This is a genomic window from Streptomyces tateyamensis (assembly GCF_003205575.1).
Classification (GTDB): Bacteria; Actinomycetota; Actinomycetes; order Streptomycetales; family Streptomycetaceae; genus Kitasatospora; species Kitasatospora tateyamensis.
In genome coordinates this window covers 44,790-67,173 of record NZ_PYBW01000078.1, presented here as the reverse complement: position 1 = coordinate 67,173, position 22,384 = coordinate 44,790, and the positions used below count along the sequence as shown (strand labels likewise).

Here is a 22,384-nt window from a genome sequence, read left to right as displayed (position 1 = left end):
CTCTGGTGCCATGGCCACACGGACGTCGGGCAGCGCGGCACGCAACTCCAGCTCGGGGGCGGCGAAGAAGGCCGCGCCGGCGAAGAAGCCCGCCGCGCGCAAGTCGGCCGCCAAGGCCTCGGCCGCCAAGCCGCCGGCCCCGAAGGCGCCCGCCAAGAAGGCCACGGCCCGCCGGACCGCGGCGCCCCGCCCCGCTGCGGCGCCCCCGGCGGCCCGGCCCCCGATACTCTTCCGCGCCGTGCGCGCCTGCTGGCTGGGCGTGGCGCACAGCGTGGGCGCGGTCTTCCGCGGCTTCGGCGACGGCGCCAAGGGCCTGCACCCGCACCACCGCAAGGACGGCCTGGGCCTGCTGCTGCTGGCGCTGGCCCTGGTGACGGCGGCCGGCACCTGGTTCAGCCCGCAGGGCTGGCTGGGCGCGGCCGCCACCAGCGTGGTCAGCGGCCTGTTCGGCCGCCTCGACGTGCTGGTGCCGCTGCTGCTGGCCGGGATGGCGGTGCGCCTGATGCGCCATCCGGAGGTGCCGGAGGCGAACGGACGGATCGTCATCGGCCTGTCCACGCTGGTGGTCGGGGTGCTCGGGCTGGTGCACATCGGTTGCGGGGCGCCCGGCATGCAGGGGGGCGCCAGCCGGATCCGGGCGGCCGGCGGCATCCTGGGCTGGGCCGCCTCCACCCCGATGATGGCCGCCGCCGGACCGCCGCTGGCGGTGCCGCTGCTGCTGCTGCTCGCCTTCTTCGGCCTGCTGGTGGTCACCGCCACCCCGGTCAACAAGATCCCGGAGCGGGTGCGGCTGCTCGGCGTGCGGCTCGGCGTGGTCGAGCCGGGCCCGCTCGACGAGCTGGACCAGGAGTGGGACACCGGCGGGCGCGAGTACTCCACCGAGCCGCCGGAGGACGCCGACCCCGAGGCGCTGCCGTACACGGTCGACGAGGAGCAGCCCGAGGACGAGCTGGGCGCCCGGCGCCGCAAGCGCGGCCGCCGCCGGCCCGCCGAGCAGCGGCTGCCCGCGGCGGCGCCCGACGGCTTCCCCGCCGAGCCGTTCCAGACCCGGGACCTGGCCGCCGGCGTGGCCGCCGACCTGGACGGCGCGCTGGCCTACGGGGTCCCCGCCTCGCCGGCGGTGGCCAGCATGATGCACCAGGTGCAGGACCGAACCGCCGCGCCGGAGGAGTCCTCGGTCCCGCCGGCCCGCACACCCGCTGCCACCGACACCGCTCCCACCGACACCGCGCCGCCCGGGCACAGCCCCGCCCCGCCCCGGATGGAGCAGCTCCAGCTGCTCAGCGGCAGCGGCTACGCGCTGCCCCCGCTGGACCTGCTGGAGCGCGGCGGCCCGGCCAAGGCCCGCAGTGCGCTCAACGACGAGGTGGTGGCCCAGCTGACCGCCACCTTCGCCGAGTTCAAGGTGGACGCGAAGGTCACCGGCTTCACCCGCGGCCCGACGGTGACCCGCTACGAGGTCGAGCTCGGCCCCGCGGTCAAGGTCGAGCGGATCACCGCGCTGGCCAAGAACATCGCCTACGCGGTGGCCAGCCCGGACGTGCGGATCATCAGCCCGATCCCCGGCAAGTCCGCGGTCGGCATCGAGATCCCCAACCGGGACCGGGAGATGGTCAACCTGGGCGACGTGCTGCGCTCGCGCAGCGCCGCCGAGGACACCCACCCGATGGTGGTCGGCATGGGCAAGGACGTCGAGGGCCACACGGTGCTCGCCAACCTGGCCAAGATGCCGCACATCCTGGTGGCGGGCGCGACCGGCGCGGGCAAGTCCTCGTGCATCAACTGCCTGATCACCTCGGTCCTGGCCCGGGCCACCCCGGACGAGGTGCGGATGGTGCTGGTCGACCCCAAGCGGGTCGAGCTGACCGCCTACGAGGGCATCCCGCACCTGATCACCCCGATCATCACCAACCCGAAGAAGGCCGCCGAGGCGCTGCAGTGGGTGGTGCGCGAGATGGACCTGCGCTACGACGACCTGGCGGCCTTCGGCTTCCGGCACGTGGACGACTTCAACGCCGCGGTGCGGGCCGGCAAGGTGACGGCGCCGCTGGGCAGCGAACGGGAGCTGACGCCGTATCCGTACCTGCTGGTCATCGTGGACGAGCTGGCCGACCTGATGATGGTCGCCCCGCGCGACGTCGAGGACTCGGTGGTCCGGATCACCCAGCTGGCGCGTGCGGCCGGCATCCACCTGGTGCTCGCCACCCAGCGCCCCTCGGTGGACGTGGTGACCGGTCTGATCAAGGCCAACGTGCCGTCCCGGCTGGCCTTCGCCACCTCGGCGATGGCCGACTCCCGGGTCATCCTGGACCAGCCGGGCGCGGAGAAGCTGATCGGCAAGGGCGACGCGCTCTTCCTGCCGATGGGCGCCTCCAAGCCGGTCCGGATGCAGGGCGCCTTCGTCACCGAGGCCGAGATCGCCGCGGTGGTCCAGCACTGCAAGGACCAGCTGAGCGCCGTCTACCGGGACGACGTGACGGTGAGCGGCGGGCCGAAGAAGGAGATCGACGAGGAGATCGGCGACGACCTCGACCTGCTGATCCAGGCGGCCGAGCTGGTGGTCTCCAGTCAGTTCGGCTCCACCTCGATGCTCCAGCGCAAGCTCCGGGTCGGATTCGCCAAGGCGGGCCGGCTGATGGACCTGATGGAGTCGCGTGGCATCGTGGGCCCCAGCGAGGGCTCCAAAGCGCGGGACGTTCTGGTCAAACCGGACGAGCTGGACGGGGTTCTCGCGACCATCCGCGGGTAGGCGGACAGCGGGACCGGGCCGGGCTGACGCACCTTCACGCCAGGATGCGCATTCGGTCCAACTCCGCTTGAGAAACGTTTTGTCAGCACCCCTAGACTGTTCTCTCAGCAGGTGGCCTCCGCTCGAAAGGCGTGCCCAGTGACCGTCGGCAAGTCCTCCCACCACGACAGCAGCCGATCCCCCTCCTCCGCCGCTCCCGGCCCGGCCGACACCGGCCCAAGCATCGGCCGCACCCTGGCCATGGCACGCCACGCCGCCGAGCTGACGGTGGACGAGGTCAGCGCCGCCACCCGGGTCCGGGTGCCGATCGTGCACGCGATCGAGGAGGACGACTTCTCGCGCTGCGGCGGTGACTTCTACGCCCGCGGCCACCTGCGGGCGCTGGCCCGCGCGGTGGGTGCCGACGGCGAGGCCCTGGTGGCCCGGTACGACGCGATCCACGGCACGGCGCCGGTCCCGATCGCCCCGGTGGCCGCGATGGACGCCAAGCGGATCAAGGCCGCCTCCAGCCGACCGAACTGGACCGTGGCGATGCTGGTGGCGATCACCGCCGTGGTGGTGCTGATCGGCTACAACCTGGTGGCGGGCAAGCCCGGCAAGGAGACGGTCGGATCGGCCAGCGCCCCGCTGCCCTCGACGGCGGCCCCGGCCACCCCGTCGGTCCAGCCGCCGGCCCCGGCCCCCAGCGTGGCGCCGATCGCCGCCGCCCCGGCCGACAAGGTCACCGTCAAGCTGGTCGCCGAGGGCGGCACCAGCTGGGTCTCCGCGCTGGACGGCACCGGCAAGTCGCTCTTCCAGAACAACCTGGACGCGGGCAAGGACCAGACCTTCACCGACCCCAAGCAGATCAAGCTGGTGATCGGCAACGCCGCCGCCGTGCACCTGTACGTCAACGGCAAGGACCTCGGGCCGGCCGGCAAGGACGGCCAGGTGGTGCACCTCACGTACACCCCGGGTGACCCGCAGGCCGGCTGACCGCCGCAAATCCCCCCAAGCTTCGCCGCTCGGCCCGCCGGGGGAAACGGGACCGGGGGCCGCGCGTTAATCTTGGCCCTATGCCTGAACGCCGCACTGTCGCCCTTGTCACGCTCGGATGCGCCCGCAACGAGGTGGACTCCGAGGAACTCGCCGGGCGACTGGAGGCCGACGGCTGGCAGCTGGTCGAGGATGCCGCCGAGGCCGATGTCGCCGTGGTCAACACCTGCGGCTTCGTCGAGGCCGCCAAGAAGGACTCGGTGGACGCCCTGCTGGAGGCCAACGACCTCAAGGGCCACGGCCGCACCCAGGCCGTGGTCGCGGTCGGCTGCATGGCCGAGCGGTACGGCAAGGAGCTGGCCGACGCGCTGCCGGAGGCCGACGGCGTGCTCGGCTTCGACGACTACACCGACATCAGCGACCGGCTGCAGACCATCCTGTCCGGCGGCCACCACGCCCCGCACCTGCCGCGCGACCGCCGCAAGCTGCTCCCGCTGACCCCGGTGGAGCGCCAGGCCGCGGCCGCCGCGGTCGCGCTGCCGGGCCACGGCGCCCCCGAGGACCTGCCCACCGGCCTGGCGCCCGCCTCCGGCCCGCGCACCCTGCGCAAGCGGCTGGACGACTCCCCGGTCGCCTCGATCAAGCTGGCCTCCGGCTGCGACCGCCGCTGCTCGTTCTGCGCCATCCCCGCCTTCCGCGGCTCCTTCATCTCCCGCCGCCCGGCCGACGTGCTGAACGAGGCCGTCTGGCTGGCCGGCCAGGGGGTCCGCGAGGTCGTCCTGGTCAGCGAGAACAACACCTCCTACGGCAAGGACCTGGGCGACATCCGGCTGCTGGAGACGCTGCTCTCGGAGATCGCCGCGGTGCCCGGCATCGAGCGGGTGCGGGTCAGCTACCTGCAGCCCGCCGAGATGCGACCGGGCCTGATCGACGCGATGACCGGGACCGCCGACGTGGCGCCCTACTTCGACCTGTCCTTCCAGCACTCGGCCCCGGCCGTGCTGAGGCGGATGCGCCGGTTCGGCAACACCGAGCAGTTCCTGGAGCTGCTGCGGACCATCCGCTCCAAGGCCCCGCAGGCGGGCGCCCGGTCCAACTTCATCGTGGGCTTCCCCGGCGAGACCGAGGAGGACTTCGCGGAGCTGGAACGGTTCGTCACCGAGGCCGGCCTGGACGCCATCGGCGTCTTTGGCTACTCCGACGAGGACGGCACCGAGGCGGCCGGCTTCGACGGCAAGCTCCCCGAGGACGTGGTGGCCGACCGGCTGGCCAAGCTCACCCGGTTGGCCGAGGAGCTGACCGCGCAGCGGGCCGAGCAGCGGATCGGCACCGAGGTCGAGGTGCTGGTCGAGGCGATCGAGGACGGCGAGGTGGTCGGCCGGGCCGCCCACCAGGCCCCCGAGACCGACGGCCTGACCACCCTGACCGGGGCCCCGGGCGCCGAGGTCGGCCAGTTCTACCGCGCGCTGGTGACCGCCAGCGAGGGCGTGGACCTGGTGGCCGAGGCGATCGAGCTCGTCCGACCGGCGGCCGCCGCGTGACCGGGGGGCCGGGCAGCCCGGCGGCGGCCAGCCCGGCCCGGCCGGGGGCCGCCCGCCCGGCGGTGCCCTCGGTGTGGAACCTGGCGAACATGCTGACCATGCTCCGGCTCGCGCTGGTGCCGGTCTTCGTGGCGCTGCTGTTCGCCGACGGCGGGCACAACCCCAAGTGGCGCGCGGTGGCCTGGGCGGCCTTCGCGATCGCGATGATCACCGACCTGTTCGACGGCGAGATCGCCCGGCGGCGCAGCCTGGTGACCGACTTCGGCAAGATCGCCGACCCGATCGCGGACAAGGCGATCATGGGCGCGGCGCTGATCGGCCTGTCGATGCTGGGAGACCTGCCCTGGTGGGTCACCCTGGTGGTGCTGGCCCGCGAGGTCGGCATCACCCTGCTGCGGTTCTGGGTGATCCGCTACAGCGTGATTCCGGCCAGCCGCGGCGGCAAGATCAAGACCCTGACCCAGGGCATCGCGGTGGGCATGTACGTGCTGCCGCTGACCGGTCTGCTGGCCACCGGCCGGGCGGTGCTGATGGCTATGGCCGTGCTGCTGACCATCGCCACCGGCGCCGACTACGTGCGCCAGGCCGTCCGGCTGCGGCGGGAGGGCCGGCGCCAGGAGGCGCTGCGGACCAAGGCGGCGCAATGACCGAGTTCGTGCCGCGAGCCGACCAGGTGCACCGCGAGCTGCGCGCCCTGGGGGCCACCCTGGCGGTGGCCGAGTCGCTGACCGGCGGGCTGCTGGCGGCCCGGCTGGTGGACGTGGCCGGTGCCTCGGCGACCTTCCGCGGCTCGGTGACCGCCTATGCCACCGACCTCAAGGCGCAGCTGCTGGGGGTGGACGAGGGCCTGCTGGCGGTGCACGGCCCGGTGCATCCGCTGGTGGCCCGGCAGATGGCCGAGGGGGTCCGCCGCCTGCTCGGCGCCGACTACGGTCTGGCGACCACCGGAGTGGCCGGCCCCGAGCCGCAGGACGGTCAGCCAGTCGGCACAGTGCACCTCGGTTTCGCCGGTCCGGGCGGAACTCTGGTGAGATCGCCCCGCCTGTCGGGAGACCGTGCCACAATCCGACGCAAGGCCGTGGACGGTGCGCTCGACCTGTTTCTGGCGCATGCCGGGCCCGTCGGCGGTGCGACCGGCGCCACTGTCGTCGACTGAACAACGGCTGAACAGGCAGAATCCGGGGAACCCCTCTGTACAGGGGGCGTGCCTGCGCCCGGGGCGGGAACAACAGGGGAGGGGAGAGCCTTGCAGCCCAGAGTGAACACGACCACGGTCCCCGCACACGACGCGGGCAAGGCGGTACGGTGGGGACGTGACATCTCGATCCGCAGTCCGAGGAGGGAGCCACCGATGATCCTGCTCCGTCGCCTCTTGGGTGACGTGCTGCGTCGGCAGCGCCAGCGCCAGGGCCGCACACTGCGCGAGGTGTCGGCCGCCGCACGAGTGTCGCTCGGATACCTCTCCGAGGTGGAGCGCGGGCAGAAGGAGGCCTCCTCGGAGCTGCTCTCCGCCATCTGCGACGCGCTCGACGTCCGGATGTCCGAGGTCATGCGCGAGGTGAGCGACGAGCTGTCGCTGGCCGAGCTGGCCGCGATGGCCGCCCTGTCCGAGGACGACCTGCTGCGTCCGGTGCTGGAGCCCGTGCAGTTGCCGGCGCCCGGTGAGCGGATGAGCTCGATCACCCCGAAGGCCGCGGCCGTGGACGTCGTAGCTGCCTGACCTCCGCCCCGCAAGGGGATCTCGCCCTGACCAGTGGGGGGACGAGAGGGGAGCGCGCGAGTGCACCGCACCAGTGAAGGCGGTCCCAAGGGCCGAATAGCCCCCGGTGGCCGCCGCCGGTTGCCGATCCCGTTCGGCCTGCGCCTGCTGGCGCCGGTCGTGCCGCTCAGTGTGCTGCTCTGGTTCCTGTTGACCCCTGGTCCGCCGTCCGGTGGGTCCGGCGCGCTGCTCGCGCTGCTCACCCTGGGCGGCTGGAGCCTGGGCGTGCTGCCGGTCCACTGCGACCAGCAGCAGGCCGGCCCGGCTCGGCGCCGCCGCCCGGCCACCGCACCCGTCTCAGCCGCGCAGCCGCAGCCCGCGGGGCGTGGCGTGGAAGCCGGCCCCCTCCAGGACCGCGCCGAGGGCTGAGCCCAGCGCCTGCTCCCCGTTGGCCTTCTCCACCGTCAGCCCGGTCAGCCGGCCGCGCCGCACCGCGGTCACCAGCTCCGGCACGGCCGCGGCCAGGCGCTGCTCGTCCTCGCTCCAGCACAGCAGCGACTTGCCGCCCCGCTCCAGGTAGAGCACCAGCTCCCCGTCGACCAGCACCACCAGCGCGCCCGCCTTGCGGCCCGGGCGGTGGGCGCCGCCCTGCTCGCCGCCCGGCGGCTCGGGCCAGGGCAGGGCCGCGCCGTAGGCGTTGGCCGGGTCGGCGGCGGCCAGCAGCTGGGCCTGGGGGCGGGCGGCCGCCGCGGTGGCGTGCTCGGGCCAGTCGGCGCCGGCGGACCGCTCCAGCCGCGAGTTGATCGAGCGCAACCGGTCGGCGGCGCCGTCCATGGCAAACTGGGCCCCGCCCAGGCCCTCGACCAGGTAGCCGCGGCGGGCCCGGCCGCGTTCCTCGAAGGCGGAGAGGACCCGGTAGACGCCGGCGAAGCCGCCCGCCACCCGTTCGGCCTGCACCGTGCCGCGGGTCAGCACGCCGTGCCGGTCCAGCAGCACCTGGGCCTGGGCGGCGGCCCGGGCGGTCGGCTCGGCGGGCGCGGGCAGCCGCGACCAGCGCCCGCCCACCGTCGGATCGGCCGGCCGGGCCGGCACCCGGCCCAGGCCCCCGTACCGGCCGCGCGGCACCGAGCGGGGCGCCCGGTGCGCGGTCGCGCCCGGGGTGCGGCCGGAGCCGAGCAGGGCCCGGATCGGAGCCAGGGTGTCGTTGGTGACCAGGCCGGCCCAGACCAGGTCCCAGAGCGCGGCGACCACCTCCGGCTCGGGGGTGTCCGGTGCCTGGGCGCACAGGTCCTTGAAGAGCAGCCCGTAGCCGCTGGCCAGGGCGGCCAGCAGGGTTTCGTGCAGTGGGGTGCGGGTGAGCGGCAGCGGGTCGGGGCGGACCAGGTCCACCGCCTCGCCCAGGTGCAGGCTGATCCAGCCGTCCTTGCCGGGCAGCGCACCGGCCCCGGCCCAGCCGATCTCGCCCTGGGCCATCAGTCGGTCGAGCAACTCGGGCTGGTAGTCGCTCAGCCGGGCCGGCAGGACCAGCCGCTCCAGTGCGGAGGCGGGCAGCACCGCTCCCTGCAGCTGTTCCACGATCCGGAACAGGCCGTCCTCGCCGCGCAGCTGATGGCCGTTCAGGTGCTGCCACTGGGGCAGGAAGGCGCCCAGCGCGCGCGGCGGTACCGCCTCCACCTCCTGGCGCAGCGCAGCCAGCGAGCGGCGGCGCAGCCGGCGCAGCACCTCGGCGTCGCACCACTCGGGCTCGCCGGTGCCGCCGGCCTCGACCGGGCGGAACTCGCCGTGCACCAGCCGCCCGGCCGCGGTCAGCCGCTGCAGGGTGCCGGTGACCACGGCGGTGCCCAGCCCGAAGCGGGCGCCGGCCCGCTGCGCGGTGAACGGGCCGTTGGTGCGGGCGAAGCGGGCCAGCAGGTCGCCCAGCGGATCCTTGACCGGCTCGGTGAAGGCCTCCGGCACGCCGACCGGCAGCGGAGTGCCGAGCGCGTCGCTGAGCCGCCCGGCGTCCTCGATCGCGGCCCAGCGCTGCTCGCCGGCGATCCTGACCGCGATGGCCCGGCGGGCGGCCTGCAGCTCGGCGGCCCAGTCGGCCTCGGCGCCGCGCTCGGCCAGCTCGGCGGTGCTGAGCGGACCGAGCAGGCGCAGCGCGTCGGCCACCCCCTCCACGTCCTTGATCCGGCGCTCCGGGGTGAGCCGCTGCAGCTCGGCCTCCAGCTCGGCCAGCACCGCCGGGTCGATCAGCTCGCGCAGCTCGGCCTGCCCGAGCAGTTCGGCCAGCAGCCGGGAGTCCAGGGCCAGGGCGGCGGCCCGGCGCTCGGCCAGCGGCGAGTCGCCCTCGTAGAGGTACTGGGCGACGTAGCCGAAGAGCAGCGAGCGGGCGAACGGGGAGGGCTCGGGGGTGGTCACCTCGACCAGGCGGACGGCGCGCGACTCCAGGTCCCGCATCAGCTCGACCAGCCCGGGCAGGTCGAAGACGTCCTGCAGGCACTCGCGGACCGCCTCCAGCACGATCGGGAAGGAGCCATACTCGCCGGCCACCTCCAGCAGCTGCGCGGCGCGCTGGCGCTGCTGCCACAGCGGGGTGCGCTTGCCGGGGCTGCGGCGGGGCAGCAGCAGGGCGCGACCGGCGCACTCGCGGAACCGGGAGGCGAACAGCGCCGAGCCGCCGACCTGGTCGGTGACCAGCTGCTCGACCTCGCCCGGGTCGAACAGCGCGGCATCGGCCCCGACCGGCGCCTCGTCGGCCGAGGGCGCGTCAGCTGACGGGAAGTCGAGGAGGTCGGCGTCCGGCAGGCGCAGCACGATGCCGTCGTCGCCGTGCATCACCTGCGGGTCCAGGCCGTGCCGCTCGCGCAGCCGGGCGCCCAGCGCCAGCGCCCACGGGGCGTGCACCTGGGCGCCGAAGGGGGAGTGGATGACGATCCGCCAGTCGCCCAGCTCGTCGCGGAAGCGCTCGACCACGATGGTGCGGTCGTCGGGCAGGTGGCCGGCGGCCTGGCGTTGCTCGGCCAGGTAGCCGAGCAGGTTGTCGGCCGCCCAGGTGTCCAGGCCGGCGCCGGTCAGCCGCTCGCGGGCTTCGGGCTCGGGCAGCGCGCCCAGCTCGCGGACGAAGGCGCCCAGCGCCCGGCCCAGCTCCAGCGGGCGGCCCAGCGAGTCGCCCTTCCAGAACGGCAGCCGCCCCGGCACCCCGGGGGCCGGGGTGACCAGCACCTTGTCGTGGGTGATCTCCTGGATCCGCCAGGAGCTGGTGCCCAGGGTGAAGACGTCGCCGACCCGGGACTCGTAGACCATCTCCTCGTCCAGCTCGCCGACCCGGCCGCCGCCCTTCTTCGCCGCCTTCTCGTCAGCCGCCGCGGAGCCGGCGATGAAGACGCCGAACAGGCCGCGGTCGGGGATGGTGCCGCCGGAGGTGACGGCCAGGCGCTGGGCACCGGGACGGCCGGTCACGGTGCCGGCCACCCGGTCCCAGACGAGCCGGGGGCGCAGCTCGGCGAAGGCGTCCGAGGGGTAGCGGCCGGCCAGCATGTCCAGCACCGAGTCGAAGGCGGACTGCGGCAGCGAGGCGAAGGGGGCGGCCCGGCGGACCAGGGCGAGGAGTTCGGTGACGTCCCAGCTGTCCAGGGCGCAGATCGCCACCAGCTGCTGGGCCAGTACGTCCAGCGGGTTGCGGGGGACGCGCAGCGCCTCGATCCGCCCGGCCCGCATCCGCTCGGTGACCACCGCGGACTGCACCAGGTCGCCGCGGTACTTGGGGAAGACCACACCGGTGGAGACCGCGCCCACCTGGTGCCCGGCCCGGCCGACCCGCTGCAGGCCGGAGGCGACCGAGGGCGGCGACTCGACCTGCACCACCAGGTCGACCGCGCCCATGTCGATGCCCAGCTCCAGGCTGGAGGTGGCCACCACCGCGGGCAGCCGGCCGGCCTTCAGCTCCTCCTCCACCAGGGCGCGCTGCTCCTTGGAGACCGAGCCGTGGTGCGCCCGGGCCAGCACCGGCGGGGCGCCGCCGGCCGCGCCCGAGCCGCCCATCAGCTCGGCGGGGCCGTGCGCCTCGGGCAGCGGGGCGCCGGTGGCCCGCTCGTGGGCGATCTCGTTCAGCCGGTTGCACAGCCGCTCGGCCAGCCGCCGGGAGTTGGCGAAGACGATGGTCGAGCGGTGGGCCTGGACCAGGTCGACGATCCGCTCCTCGACGTGCGGCCAGATCGAGGCGGAGCGCGCCGGGTCCTCGGGGTTGGGGGTGGCGGACAGCTCGCCGAGGTCGGCCACCGGGACCACCACCGACAGGTCGAACTCCTTGGCGGCCGGCGGCTGCACCACGGCCGCGCCGCGCTGCGGGGAGAGGTAGCGCGCCACCTCCTCGACCGGGCGGACGGTGGCCGACAGGCCGATCCGGCGGGCCGGGCGCTCCAGCAGCTCGTCCAGCCGCTCCAGGCTGAGTGCCAGGTGGGCGCCGCGCTTGGTGCCGGCCACCGCGTGCACCTCGTCCAGGATCACCGTGTCGACGCCGCGCAGCGCCTCCCGGGAGGCGCTGGTGAGCAGCAGGAAGAGTGACTCCGGGGTGGTGATCAGGATGTCCGGCGGGTGGCTCTGGAACTTGCGGCGCTCGGCGGCCGGGGTGTCGCCGGAGCGGATGCCCACCTGCACCTCGGGCTCGGGCAGGCCGAGGCGGACCGCGGCCTGGCGCAGGCCGGTCAGCGGGGCCCGCAGGTTGCGCTCCACGTCGACCGCGAGGGCCTTCAGCGGCGAGACGTAGAGCACCCGCAGCCGCTTGCGCGGCTCGGCGGGCGGCGGGGTGGTGGCCAGCCGGTCCAGGGCGGACAGGAAGGCGGCCAGCGTCTTGCCGGATCCGGTGGGGGCGACCACCAGCACGTCGTTCTGCTCGCGGATGGCGGCCCAGGCACCGGCCTGGGCGCTGGTGGGGCCGTCGAAGGCGGCCTCGAACCAGGCGCGGGTGGCCGGGGCGAAGCCGGCCATCGGGTCGGTGGGGAGTTGTGGGTCCGCCATGCACCCATGGTGCCGGGTGGGGCTGACAGCGCGCGGGGAGCCCGGGCGGTGGATGCGACCGGATGGCGGTGGGCGGTTCCTTATAAATGGTCAAATAGGACATTTCGCTCATAGTGTGAGGCCTTGTTGTCCCTGAACGGTCCCCCCGGGAGCGGAGGAGCGCGATGGCCGACGTCCGGCTGGTCTCCCGCCGGCGCCACCGCGGCCTGGTGCTGCGCGGCGCGCCCGCCGCGCTGGCGGCGGCGCTGCTGCTGGGCGGCGCGCTGCCGTACATGGCGGACGGGCCGCGCAGCTACCTCAGCTACCTGGTGCTGGCCCAGCGCACCGACGCGCAGGGCGTCGCGGTGGCGGACGCGGCGGTGCGCTCGGCCGGCGGGCAGGTGGTCCAGGAGTACCCGCAGGTCGGCATGGTGCTGGCGTACGCCGCCGACGGCGCCTTCGCCGCCCGGGTGCGCGCCCGGGCCGGGATCGCGGCGGCCGGCGCCACCCGCACCGCCAGGGTGCCGGGGCCGCCGCGCTCGCTGGACGGGGCGGGGGACTTCCGCCACGGGTCCGGGGACGCGGCGCAGCGGATGGAGGGGGACGCTACGCCGACCGTGCCGGATCCCGGGGAGCGGGCGGGCTGGAACCTGGTGATGATGGGCGCCGCGGCCACGGCCGGCTCGGGCGGGGCGCTGCCGGAGCCGGCGCCCACCACGCCGGTGCAGGCCGCCCGGCCGGAGTCGGCGCTGCGTCAGGTGCTGGTCGCGGTGCTCGACTCGGGGGTCGACGACACCCACCCCGACCTGCGCGACGCGGTCTCCCCGGCCGACTCGGTCTCCTGCGCCGACGGACGCCCGGATGCCCGCTCGGGCGCCTGGCGGCCGGACGCCTCGGTGGCCGAGAGCGGCCACGGCACCCACGTGGCCGGGCTGATCGGCGCCGGGCGGGACGGCCACGGGGTGGTCGGGGTGGCGCCCGGGGTGCGGATCGCGGCGGTGCGCCTGCTCGGGCCGCTCGGGCAGTACTACCCGGAGAACATCGTCTGCGGGCTGCTCTGGGCGGCCGACCGCGGGGCGGTGGCGGTCAACGACAGCTACTTCGCCGATCCGTGGAAGTACAACTGCCCGGAGGACGCGGACCAGGCCGCGATGATCCAGGCGGTCGGCCGGGCGGTGGCCTACGCCCAGCGGCGCGCGCTGGTGGTCGCCTCGGCGGGCAACGACGGACAGGACCTGATGGGCCCGCGCGCCGACCAGCGCAGTCCCAACGACCGGCTCACCGGCTCCGGGGACGACCGGCACCTGGGCCCGGAGTGCATCCGGCTGCCCGGCGAGCTGCCCGGGGTGGTCTCGGTCAGCGCGGTGACCCGGTTGGGCGCGCTGGCCGGCTACTCCAACTACGGCGACGGCCGGATCACGGTGGCCGCGCCCGGCGGCGACCCGGACGGCGGGCCGGACGAGGCGATCGTCTCGGACTGGCCGGGCGGTCGGTACGCGGCGCTGGCCGGCACCTCGATGAGCGCCGCGCACGTGACCGGCGCGATCGCGGTGGCGGCCGCGCTGCACCCGGGCTGGGGTCCGGACCAGCTGCGCGGGCTGCTGCTGGAGCAGGCGCACGCCAACTGCCTGGTCGGCGCCGGGCTCTGCCGCAACCGGGCCGGCTACGGCGCCGGGATCGTCGCGCTGCCGCACTGATCCGGCCGGGGCCGGTGCGGGTGCGGGGGATACTTGGGCGCATGAGGCTGACCGAGTTCTGGCGACTGATGGACGAGCACTTCGGCACCGGGTACGCGGAGTCCTTCGCCCGCGACCACGTGATGAGCGAGCTCGGCAGCCGCACCGTGCACCAGGCGCTGGAGGCCGGCTGGGAGGCCAAGGACGTGTGGCGGGTGGTCTGCCAGGTGATGGGCGTGCCGGCCCGGCTGCGCTGAGGCCCCCGGCCGAGCCGATTCGACCGGGCTCGGGGTCGAACACTGAATCGAACTGGTGTTCCCTATACTGGTTTCCCGGTGAGTTTTCCACAGGCGCAGCCCGTCCGGGGCCGATTGTCGGTGGGACGCGCTAGCGTCGACGACGATGAAGCGCACAGCACAGAACCCGAGGGTGGAAGCCATGGCAGCAGGTACGGACCGCGAGAAGGCTCTTGAGACCGCGCTCGCCCAGATCGAGCGGCAGTTCGGCAAGGGCTCGGTGATGCGCCTGGGCGACCAGGCCCGTGCCCCGATCGACGTGATCCCCACCGGATCCACCGCGCTGGACGTGGCCCTGGGCGTCGGCGGGCTGCCGCGCGGCCGGGTGATCGAGATCTACGGCCCCGAGTCCTCCGGCAAGACCACGCTGACCCTGCACGCGGCCGCCAGCGCGCAGAAGCTCGGCGGCACCGTGGCCTTCGTCGACGCCGAGCACGCCCTCGACCCGGAGTACGCCCGCAAGCTCGGGGTGGACACCGACGCGCTGCTGGTCTCCCAGCCGGACACCGGCGAGCAGGCGCTGGAGATCACCGACATGCTGATCCGCTCCGGCGCGATCGACCTGATCATCATCGACTCGGTCGCCGCCCTGGTGCCGCGCGCCGAGATCGAGGGCGAGATGGGCGACTCGCACGTGGGTCTGCAGGCCCGGCTGATGAGCCAGGCGCTGCGCAAGATCGCCGGTGCGCTGAACCAGTCGAACACCACCGCGATCTTCATCAACCAGCTGCGCGAGAAGATCGGCGTGATGTTCGGCTCCCCCGAGACCACCACCGGTGGCCGGGCGCTGAAGTTCTACGCCTCGGTCCGCCTGGACATCCGCCGGATCGAGACCCTCAAGGACGGCACCGAGGCGGTCGGCAACCGCACCCGGGTCAAGGTGGTCAAGAACAAGGTGGCCGCCCCGTTCAAGCAGGCCGAGTTCGACATCCTCTACGGCCACGGGATCAGCTGGGAGGGCGGCCTGATCGACATGGGTGTCGAGCACGGCATCGTCCGCAAGGCCGGTGCCTGGTACACCTACGAGGGCGACCAGCTGGGCCAGGGCAAGGAGAACGCCCGCAACTTCCTGCGCGACAACCCGGCGCTGGCCGAGGAGATCGAGAAGCGGATCAAGGTCAAGATGGGCGTGCTGCCCGACCCGGACGCGGCCGTCGAGGGCGCCCCGGCCGCCGAGCCGGCAGCGGAGGGCGCGGCCAAGCCGATCACCGCCACCGCCGCCAAGTCCGCGGCCAAGAAGACGGCGGCGGCCAAGGCCTGATCCGGCGATGCGGCAGATGCGGGAGCCGGGTGCGGGGGAGCGCCCGGACTGGGTGGTCGAGGCCAAGGGCGAGGAGGAGGGGGAGCGCCCGGACTGGGTGGTGGACGGGCCGCGCGCCCCCGAGCGACTGGTCGCGCCGGTCGCGGAGCGGCCTGTCCGGACCGACCGTCCGGCGCGAGCCGACCGTCCGGTGCGGATAGAGCTTCCGGCGCGGGCCGCGCGCGCGGAGCGGCCGGCCCGCGCCGTTGCTGCCGACCGTCTGCAGGCCAAGCCCGTTGACCACCCGTCAGCGGCGCCCGGCGGAGACTGGGTGGCCGAGGCGGAGGCCGAGCTGGCCGCGGCCGCCCGCCCGCGCCGCGGCCGCCGCTCCCGGTCCGAACCGCGGCCCCCGGGCGAGCGCCGTGCACCCCGGGCCGCCGAGGCCGAGGGCGATCCCGCCGCCCGGGCCCGGGACATCTGCCTGCGCCTGCTGACCGGCACCCCCCGCACCCGCAAGCAGCTGGCCGACGCGCTGCGCAAGCGGGAGATCCCCGAAGAGGTGGCCGAGGAGGTGCTGTCCCGCTTCGAGGAGGTCGGCCTGATCGACGACGCCGCCTTCGCGGCCGCCTGGGTGGAGTCCCGCCACCACGGGCGCGGGCTGGCCCGCCGGGCACTGGCCCAGGAGCTGCGCACCCGCGGCGTCTCCGGCGCCCTGGTGGAGGAGGCGGTGGCCCAGCTCGACCCGGAGGACGAGGCCGCCGCCGCCCGCACCCTGGTCGAGCGCAAGCTGCGCGCCACCGCCGGTCTGGAACGCCAGGCCCGGCTGCGCCGCCTGGTCGGCATGCTGGCCCGCCGCGGCTACGCCGAGGGCCTGGCCTTCCGGGTGGTCCGCGAGGCGCTGGACGCCGAGGGCGAGAGCGCCGAGGAACTGGACGCCTGGGCCCTCGACGAGGAGTGACGCGGCGTCAGTCAGGGGCTGCCTCGGGTCGGCCGCGATCGGCCGACGGTGCGTCAGGCCTACCGCTCGGCGCCCGCCAGCGGTACGGGGCCGCCACGGGCCCGGGCGGCGAGCTCCTGCAGGTCCTCGGCCCGCGCCCCCTGGGTGACCCCGACCAGGTGGCCGTCCGGGCGGACCAGCAGCACGGTGTGCGCCCCGGCGCCCGGGTACTCCTCGGTGACCAGCACCTCGGCCGGCACCGGCAGCGCCGCCGCCACCTCCGCCAGCCGCGGCATCAGCCCGGCCCCCAGCCAGCGCTCCGCTGACCAGACCGTGGTGCCCGGCGCCACCAGCAGCAGCAGGAAGGTCGAGCCCAACCGGGCGTACAGCCGGTCCGGGGTCCCGTCGGTGGTGAGCACCGGCAGGTCGGGCACCAGCACTCCCGGGGCGGTGGCCGGCAGGCTCTCGGTCAGCGCGGTGCCGCGTCCGGCCCCGCGCTGGGTGGGCACGCCGGAGGGCGCCGCCGGGTAGGCCGGCGCCCCGCCGAACCGCCCGGTCCCGAGCAGCCCGTCGGTCAGCATCGGCGCGTGCTTGCGGAACGAGCCGGTGAGCAGCGAGCGCCGGGTGTGCGCCCAGCCGCGCAGCGGCCGCAGCAGCGGCATCGCCTGGTCCACCGCGCGCAGCCGGGCGCCCACCGCGCCGCGCCGTTCCGCCTCGTAGCCGTCCAGCAGCGAGCCGTCCAGCAGCGAGCCGCCCGGCTGCGGACCGCCGGAGTGCAGATGCCAGGCGCAGGCCAGCCGCCAGGCCAGGTTGTCCACGTCGCGCAGCCCGTCCACCAGGTTCTGCATGCCGAGCGCGCCGTGCAGGTGGGCCGCGTCGCCGGCCAGGAAGCAGCGCCCGCTGCGGAACCGGGCCGCCAGGCGATGCTGCGCGGTGTGGTCGGCGGCGGCCAGCAGTTCGTAGCGCGGCAGCTGGCCGCACCAGCCGGTCAGCGTCGACTTCACCCGGGTGACCAGGGTGTCGCCGGTGACCAGACCGGGCCAGGTGGCGTGCGGGTCGGCCGGGGCGTCGGCGGCCGGCCGGCTCGGCGGCAGCCGCCAGTCCAGCCGCCACAGCCCGTCCGGCAGCGGGCGGGCCGAGGCCTCCCGGTCGCCGCGCCACGGCGGTTCGCGGTGCAGCCGGGCCTCGCCCGCAAACGGCAGGTCCACCCGGACGGTGGCGATGGCGTGCCGGTCCACCGCCGGCCGCCCGGGGAAGCGGATCCCCAGCAGCTTGCGGACCGAGGAGCGGGCGCCGTCGCAGCCCACCAGGTGGCTGGCCCGCCACCAGGTGTCCGAGCCGTCCTGCGAGTGCCGACTGCGCACGCCGACCCCGTCGCGGTCCTGGTCGATCTCCTCCACCCGGGCATGCGGCACCAGCTGGACCAGGGCGGTCGCGGTGGCCGCGTCCCGCAGCCCGCGCTGCAGCCGGTGCTGCGGCAGGTGGAGCACCGGGTGGTCGGCCAGGTCCAGTTGGAGCACCTCCTGGCGCCGCCGCCAGACGCTCAGCCGCTCCCAGCGGGCCGCGTCGGAGGCGGCCCGCGGGTAGCCGAGCCGCTCCAGGAAGGCGGCGGTCTCGGTGCCGATCACGGTGGAGCGCGGTCCCTCGGGGCAGACCCCGCTGCCCTGGTCGAGCACGATGCTCGGCACCTCGTGCCGGGCCAGTGCCAGGGCCATCGCCAGCCCGACCGGACCGGCGCCGACCACGATCACCGGGTCCACGGCGGCCCTCCGTCCCGGGACTCGCGGTGGATCGGCAGTGGGCCGGCGTCGGTGGGGGCGTGGCAGGTCCCGGGTGGTGTCACGAAGAGCAATGCAACAGGTGACCTGGGTGTCCGTCAAGCAGCGGCCGGTGTGCGCCGGTTCGAGCCGCGGCGGCCGCGCGACTCGATCCAGCGGGCGAGCGCGGTCAGTGCGAGGCACAGCAGGATGTAGATCGGCGCGATCACCATGATCACCGGGATGTAGGGGTAGCCGTGCGGGGTGCTGGTGTTGTTGGCGATCAGCTTCCCGATGTAGAGCAGCTCGGTGTAGGTGATCAGGAAGCCCAGCGAGGTGTCCTTGAGGGTGACCACCAACTGGCCGATCATGGCCGGCAGCATCGAGCGGACGGCCTGCGGCAGCAGGATGGTCAGCATCACCTGGCTCTTGCGCAGGCCCAGCGCGTAGGCGGCCTCGTGCTGGCCGCGCGGCACGGCCTGGATCCCGCTGCGGATGATCTCGGCCTGCACCGCCCCGTTGTACAGGGTCAGGCCGAGCACCAGGGCGTACATCGGCTGGGCGCTGAACACCGCCTGGTAGAGCGCGAAGATCATCACCAGCAGCGACATCGCCCGGAAGAACTCGATCAGGGCGGTGGCCGGCCAGCGCAGCCAGCGGTGGTCGGAGAGCCGGCCGGTGGCCAGCAGCGCGCCCCACAGCAGGGAGAAGAGGGCTGCCAGGCCGAAGGCGGTCAGGGTGTCGCGCACCCCGTCCAGGATCCGCTGCTGCACGGTGGTGTACTCGAACGGCGCCCACATCGCCGGGTCGAACTGACCGTTCGAGGCCAGCGCGTCGTAGACGTACCAGCCCAGGCCGGCCAGCACGGCCGCGGCCAGCACGCCGAACAGCTGGTAGCGCCGCCGGGTGCGCGGACCGGGGACCTCGTACAGGACGCTCGCCTGCATGCTCCTCGTGCTCCCGGTGCTCATGCCCCCACCGCCAGCCGGCGCTCGAGGCCGCGGAACAGCAGGCCGACCGTCGCGCTGATGCACAGGTAGGCGAGCGCGATCCAGAAGAAGATGGCGAAGATGGCGTATCCCTGTTCGGAGAGCGTCTGCTGGACGGAGTAGAGCTCGGCCACGTTGAACGCGCCGGCGATCGCCGAGTTGCGCGGCAGCGCGATGAAGACGCTGCTCAGCGGTCCGAGCACGGCCCGGCCCGCCTGCGGCAGCACCACCAGGGTGAGGGTCTGACCGAAGGTCATCCCGAGGCTGCGGGCCGCCTCGGCCTGCCCGATCGGCACCGTGTTGATGCCCGCGCGCAGCACCTCGCAGACGAAGCTGCCGGTGTAGCAGCCCAGCGCCAGCATCGCGCAGACGAAGGCCGACAGGTGGACGTCCACCCGGGGCAGCCCGAAGGTGACCGCGAAGAACAGCAGGGTCAGCGGGGTGTTGCGGAACACCCCGACCCAGCCGGTGCCGAAGGCCCGCAGCACCGGTACCGGGGAGACCCGGCAGGCCGCCAGCAGGGTGCCCAGCACGAGGGCGAGCAGCGCGCTCGCTCCGCTGAGCAGCACGGTCTGCACGAACCCGTGCCAGAACAGCGAGAGGTTGTTCCCCTCGAACGGTATGCCCATGCCGGCGGCTCCCAGGGTGATCAGTGACGTCGGGTCAGGACCGGGCTCAGTAGCGGTCGAGGGCGGGCGGCTGCGGCGCGGCGGAGCCGGACTTGGCGAGGGTGGCGTCGTACGCCTTCTTCCAGTCGCCGTTGGTCTCGTGCGCCTGGAGCGCGTCGTTGACCGCGTCGCGCAGCACCTTGTCGTCCTTGTTCAGGCCGACGCCGTACTTCTCGGTGGAGAACGGCTTGCCGACCACCTTGAGCTGGCCCTCGTTCTTGGCCGCGTAGCCCTTGAGGATCGCGTCGTCGGTGGTGACCGCGTCGATGTCCTTGGAGAGCAGCTTGTCGACGCAGTTGGAGTAGTTGCCGAAGGTGGAGACGTCGGCGCCGTAGGTCTTGATCCGGTCGACCGAGGTGGAGCCGGTGGCGGTGCAGACCTTCTTGCCCTTGACCGAGTCCGGGCCGGTGATGTCGGTGTTGTCCTGGCGCACCAGCAGGTCCTGGCCGGCGATGTAGTACGGGCCGGCGAACGAGACCTGGGCCTTGCGCTTGTCGTTGATGCTGTAGGTGCCGACGTAGTAGTCGATCTGACCGCCCGCCAGCGCGGTCTCCCGGTTGGCCGAGTCGATGGTCTTGAACTCGATCTGGCTCTCCGAGAAGCCCAGGTCGGCGGCGACCATCTTGGCGATCTCGATGTCGAAGCCGGTGCGGGTGCCCGCGGCCACGTCCTCGAAGCCGAGGAAGGGCTGGTCGGCCTTGGCGCCGATGATCAGCTTGCCGCGCTTCTTGGCGGCGGCGACGGTCGGCGAGCCGTCCAGCTTGGCGTCGGCCTTCACCGGGTAGGCGGCGGGCTTGGCCGAGCCGGTGTCGGTGGCGGCGTTCGGCGAGCCGCTCTTGCCGCAGGCAGCGGTGGCGGCCAGGGCCAGAACGGCCAGCACGGCGGCGGGGGTACGGCGGATGCGCATGGCGGGAGATCTCCTAGCGGGAATCTGAGCAGGCGTCAGCGGGGCCGCGGCCGAACGGTGGCCGGGCATGACAGTGCGTCGGGAATGCGGCGGCGGGAAGCCGGAAGTCAGTGGTGGAGGATCTTGGAGAGGAAGTCCTTGGCCCGCTCGCTGCGCGGGTTGGTGAAGAACTCCTCGGGGGTGTTCTCCTCGACGATCCTTCCGTCAGCCAGGAAGAGCACCCGGTTGGCGGCGGAGCGCGCGAAGCCCATCTCGTGGGTGACCACCACCATGGTCATCCCCTCGGCGGCCAGGGCGCGCATCACGTCCAGCACCTCGGTGATCATCTCCGGGTCGAGCGCGGAGGTCGGCTCGTCGAACAGCAGCACCTTGGGGTCCATCGCCAGCGCGCGGGCGATCGCCACCCGCTGCTGCTGGCCGCCGGAGAGCTGGGCCGGGTACTTGTCGGCGTGCGCGGCCATGCCGACCCGCTCCAGCAGCGACCGGGCCTTGGTCTCGGCCTCGGCCCGGGCGGTGCGGCGCACCTTGACCTGGCCGAGCACCACGTTCTCCAGCACGGTCTTGTGCGCGAAGAGGTTGAAGGACTGGAAGACCATCCCGACCTCGGCCCGCAGTCGGGCCAGCTCGCGGCCCTCGGCGGGCAGCGGGCTGCCGGCCACGGTGATCGAGCCGGAGTCGATGGTCTCCAGGCGGTTCACGGTGCGGCAGAGCGTCGACTTGCCCGAGCCGGACGGCCCGATCAGCACCACGACCTCGCCCTGGTGGACCGTCAGGTCGATGTCCTGGAGCACGTGGTGGGCGCCGAAGGACTTGTTGACCCCGCTCAGCACCACCAGCGGGGTGGCCGGACGCTCCGTGGTCGTCTCGGTCATGATCGGCCCTGCCCCCAATGGTCGCGACCGGGGAGAACGACTCCCCCCGGTGTCGGTGCGCTGCGTGGAACTGCGGCCGCCACGTGGGCGGCGGATGCGTCGGGGGCTGGGCCGGCGGAGCTCGCAGCCCCCGACGAAATTTGACCCTAGGTTGGTTGACCGGGCTGCGTCAGTGCATCTGAGCAGAACTTGAGCATCACGAAAGGGCCACGCGCGCCGGGTCGGGCCGGTCCGGGCTGGCCTGGGCGGCCGGGCGTGGGGGAGGATGGCCGCTCCGTCGGGGCCGCCTGCCCCGGCCGGTACCCGATCCAGGAAGGTCTGCCATGCGGCTGCTGCTCGTCGAGGACGACGACCGGGTGGCGGCGGCGCTGGTCGCCGTGCTCGGCCGGCACGGCTTCCAGGTCCGGCACGCGCGCAGCGGGCACGAGGCGCTGGACGCCCTGGTGCCGGACGGCAGCGACCCCTACCGGGTGGTGCTGCTGGACCTGGGCCTGCCGGACCGCGACGGCTTCGAGGTGTGCAGCCGGATCCGGGCCGGATCCGGGGTCCCGGTGATCATGGTGACCGCGCGGGCCGACATCCGGTCCCGGATCCACGGCCTCAACCTGGGCGCCGACGACTACGTGACCAAGCCCTACGACATGGGCGAGCTGCTGGCCCGGATCCACGCGGTGGCCCGGCGCTTCCAGCCGGACCGGGCCGGCGCCGAGCCGGCCGGACCGCAGGCCGCCGGCACCCAGGGCGCGCTGGAGTCCTGGGGGATCAGCATCGACCGGGAGCGCCGCCGGGTCAGCGTGGAGGGGCGGGACGTGCCGCTCACCCGCAAGGAGTTCGACCTGCTGGCGCTGCTGGCGCAGAGCCCGGGGGTGGTCTACCGGCGCGAGCAGATCTTCAGCGAGGTCTGGCGCAGCGGCTGGGAGGGCAACGGCCGCACCCTGGAGGTGCACATCGGCTCGCTGCGCACCAAGCTCGCGCTGCCCGGGCTGGTCGAGGCGGTGCGCGGGGTCGGCTACCGGCTGATCCCGCAGTCCCCCGACCAGCAGCCGCAGGTCCCGGACGCCGCGCGGGCACCGCACCCGCAGGGGAGCGCCGAGTAGG

The 22,384-nt window shown here is 74.3% G+C and carries 18 protein-coding genes; 12 read left to right on the top strand and 6 right to left on the bottom strand.

Annotated elements, in window-relative coordinates:
• Positions 1 to 10 precede the first annotated feature (10 nt).
• The 7 genes from C7C46_RS20835 (at position 11) to C7C46_RS20805 (ending at position 7,393) form a co-directional block, all read left to right on the top strand.
• A complete protein-coding gene (locus C7C46_RS20835; RefSeq protein ID WP_110671396.1) occupies positions 11 to 2,749 on the top strand; it encodes a DNA translocase FtsK in 2,739 nt (912 codons plus the stop codon).
• 138 nt (positions 2,750 to 2,887) lie between these two features.
• The gene (locus C7C46_RS20830; RefSeq protein ID WP_245984621.1) at positions 2,888 to 3,724 is read left to right on the top strand and encodes a helix-turn-helix domain-containing protein; all 837 of its coding nucleotides are present in this window, start codon (positions 2,888 to 2,890) and stop codon (positions 3,722 to 3,724) included.
• An 80-nt stretch (positions 3,725 to 3,804) separates the two neighbouring features.
• On the top strand, positions 3,805 to 5,265 hold the full coding sequence (rimO, locus tag C7C46_RS20825) for a 30S ribosomal protein S12 methylthiotransferase RimO (RefSeq protein ID WP_110671395.1): 1,461 nt from the start codon (positions 3,805 to 3,807) through the stop codon (positions 5,263 to 5,265).
• Positions 5,262 to 5,912, top strand: coding sequence for a CDP-diacylglycerol--glycerol-3-phosphate 3-phosphatidyltransferase (gene pgsA / locus C7C46_RS20820; RefSeq protein WP_245984619.1), 651 nt, complete (start codon positions 5,262 to 5,264; stop codon positions 5,910 to 5,912). The genes rimO and pgsA overlap by 4 nt, the downstream gene beginning before the upstream one ends.
• On the top strand, positions 5,909 to 6,421 hold the full coding sequence (locus C7C46_RS20815) for a CinA family protein (protein ID WP_110671394.1): 513 nt from the start codon (positions 5,909 to 5,911) through the stop codon (positions 6,419 to 6,421). Before pgsA ends, C7C46_RS20815 begins: the two co-directional genes overlap by 4 nt.
• A 195-nt stretch (positions 6,422 to 6,616) precedes the next feature.
• Positions 6,617 to 6,985 (top strand): helix-turn-helix domain-containing protein, encoded by a 369-nt coding sequence (locus C7C46_RS20810; RefSeq protein ID WP_110671393.1) that lies wholly within the window; start codon positions 6,617 to 6,619, stop codon positions 6,983 to 6,985.
• Between the two features lie 60 nt (positions 6,986 to 7,045).
• On the top strand, positions 7,046 to 7,393 hold the full coding sequence (locus C7C46_RS20805; protein WP_146259154.1) for a hypothetical protein: 348 nt from the start codon (positions 7,046 to 7,048) through the stop codon (positions 7,391 to 7,393).
• On the opposite strand, the gene C7C46_RS20800 is transcribed toward C7C46_RS20805, so the two are convergent.
• Positions 7,322 to 11,965 carry an ATP-dependent helicase gene (locus tag C7C46_RS20800; protein ID WP_110671391.1) on the bottom strand — a complete coding sequence of 1,548 codons (4,644 nt, stop codon included), beginning with the start codon at positions 11,963 to 11,965 and terminating at the stop codon, positions 7,322 to 7,324. The two genes, C7C46_RS20805 and C7C46_RS20800, sit on opposite strands and share 72 nt — an antisense overlap.
• Before the next feature lie 164 nt (positions 11,966 to 12,129).
• On the opposite strand from C7C46_RS20800, the gene C7C46_RS20795 reads away from it, so the two are divergent.
• The 4 genes from C7C46_RS20795 to recX all read left to right on the top strand — a co-directional run bounded on the left by C7C46_RS20795 (position 12,130) and on the right by recX (position 16,114).
• Positions 12,130 to 13,641, top strand: a complete 1,512-nt coding sequence (locus tag C7C46_RS20795; protein WP_110671390.1) for a S8 family peptidase — start codon at positions 12,130 to 12,132, stop codon at positions 13,639 to 13,641.
• A 41-nt stretch (positions 13,642 to 13,682) separates the two neighbouring features.
• Positions 13,683 to 13,877 carry a DUF3046 domain-containing protein gene (locus C7C46_RS20790; protein ID WP_110671389.1) on the top strand — a complete coding sequence of 65 codons (195 nt, stop codon included), beginning with the start codon at positions 13,683 to 13,685 and terminating at the stop codon, positions 13,875 to 13,877.
• Positions 13,878 to 14,058: 181 nt separating this feature from the next.
• Entirely contained in the window at positions 14,059 to 15,177 is a 1,119-nt protein-coding gene (gene recA, locus C7C46_RS20785) for a recombinase RecA (RefSeq protein WP_110671388.1), read from the top strand.
• Positions 15,178 to 15,487: 310 nt separating this feature from the next.
• Positions 15,488 to 16,114, top strand: coding sequence for a recombination regulator RecX (recX, locus tag C7C46_RS20780; protein WP_181442443.1), 627 nt, complete (start codon positions 15,488 to 15,490; stop codon positions 16,112 to 16,114).
• A 59-nt stretch (positions 16,115 to 16,173) separates the two neighbouring features.
• On the opposite strand, the gene C7C46_RS20775 is transcribed toward recX, so the two are convergent.
• The 5 genes from C7C46_RS20775 to C7C46_RS20755 form a co-directional block, all read right to left on the bottom strand.
• Complete coding sequence (locus tag C7C46_RS20775; protein WP_110671387.1) at positions 16,174 to 17,853, bottom strand: FAD-dependent monooxygenase; 1,680 nt, start codon at positions 17,851 to 17,853, stop codon at positions 16,174 to 16,176.
• A gap of 116 nt (positions 17,854 to 17,969) precedes the next feature.
• Positions 17,970 to 18,821, bottom strand: a complete 852-nt coding sequence (locus C7C46_RS20770; protein ID WP_245984614.1) for an amino acid ABC transporter permease — start codon at positions 18,819 to 18,821, stop codon at positions 17,970 to 17,972.
• The gene (locus C7C46_RS20765; protein ID WP_110671385.1) at positions 18,818 to 19,468 is read right to left on the bottom strand and encodes an amino acid ABC transporter permease; all 651 of its coding nucleotides are present in this window, start codon (positions 19,466 to 19,468) and stop codon (positions 18,818 to 18,820) included. The genes C7C46_RS20770 and C7C46_RS20765 overlap by 4 nt, the downstream gene beginning before the upstream one ends.
• A gap of 46 nt (positions 19,469 to 19,514) precedes the next feature.
• The gene (locus C7C46_RS20760) at positions 19,515 to 20,414 is read right to left on the bottom strand and encodes a glutamate ABC transporter substrate-binding protein (protein WP_110671384.1); all 900 of its coding nucleotides are present in this window, start codon (positions 20,412 to 20,414) and stop codon (positions 19,515 to 19,517) included.
• 107 nt (positions 20,415 to 20,521) lie between these two features.
• Positions 20,522 to 21,286, bottom strand: a complete 765-nt coding sequence (locus C7C46_RS20755) for an amino acid ABC transporter ATP-binding protein (RefSeq protein WP_110671383.1) — start codon at positions 21,284 to 21,286, stop codon at positions 20,522 to 20,524.
• A gap of 323 nt (positions 21,287 to 21,609) precedes the next feature.
• On the opposite strand from C7C46_RS20755, the gene C7C46_RS20750 reads away from it, so the two are divergent.
• Positions 21,610 to 22,383, top strand: coding sequence for a response regulator transcription factor (locus C7C46_RS20750; RefSeq protein ID WP_245984612.1), 774 nt, complete (start codon positions 21,610 to 21,612; stop codon positions 22,381 to 22,383).
• Position 22,384 lies beyond the last annotated feature (1 nt).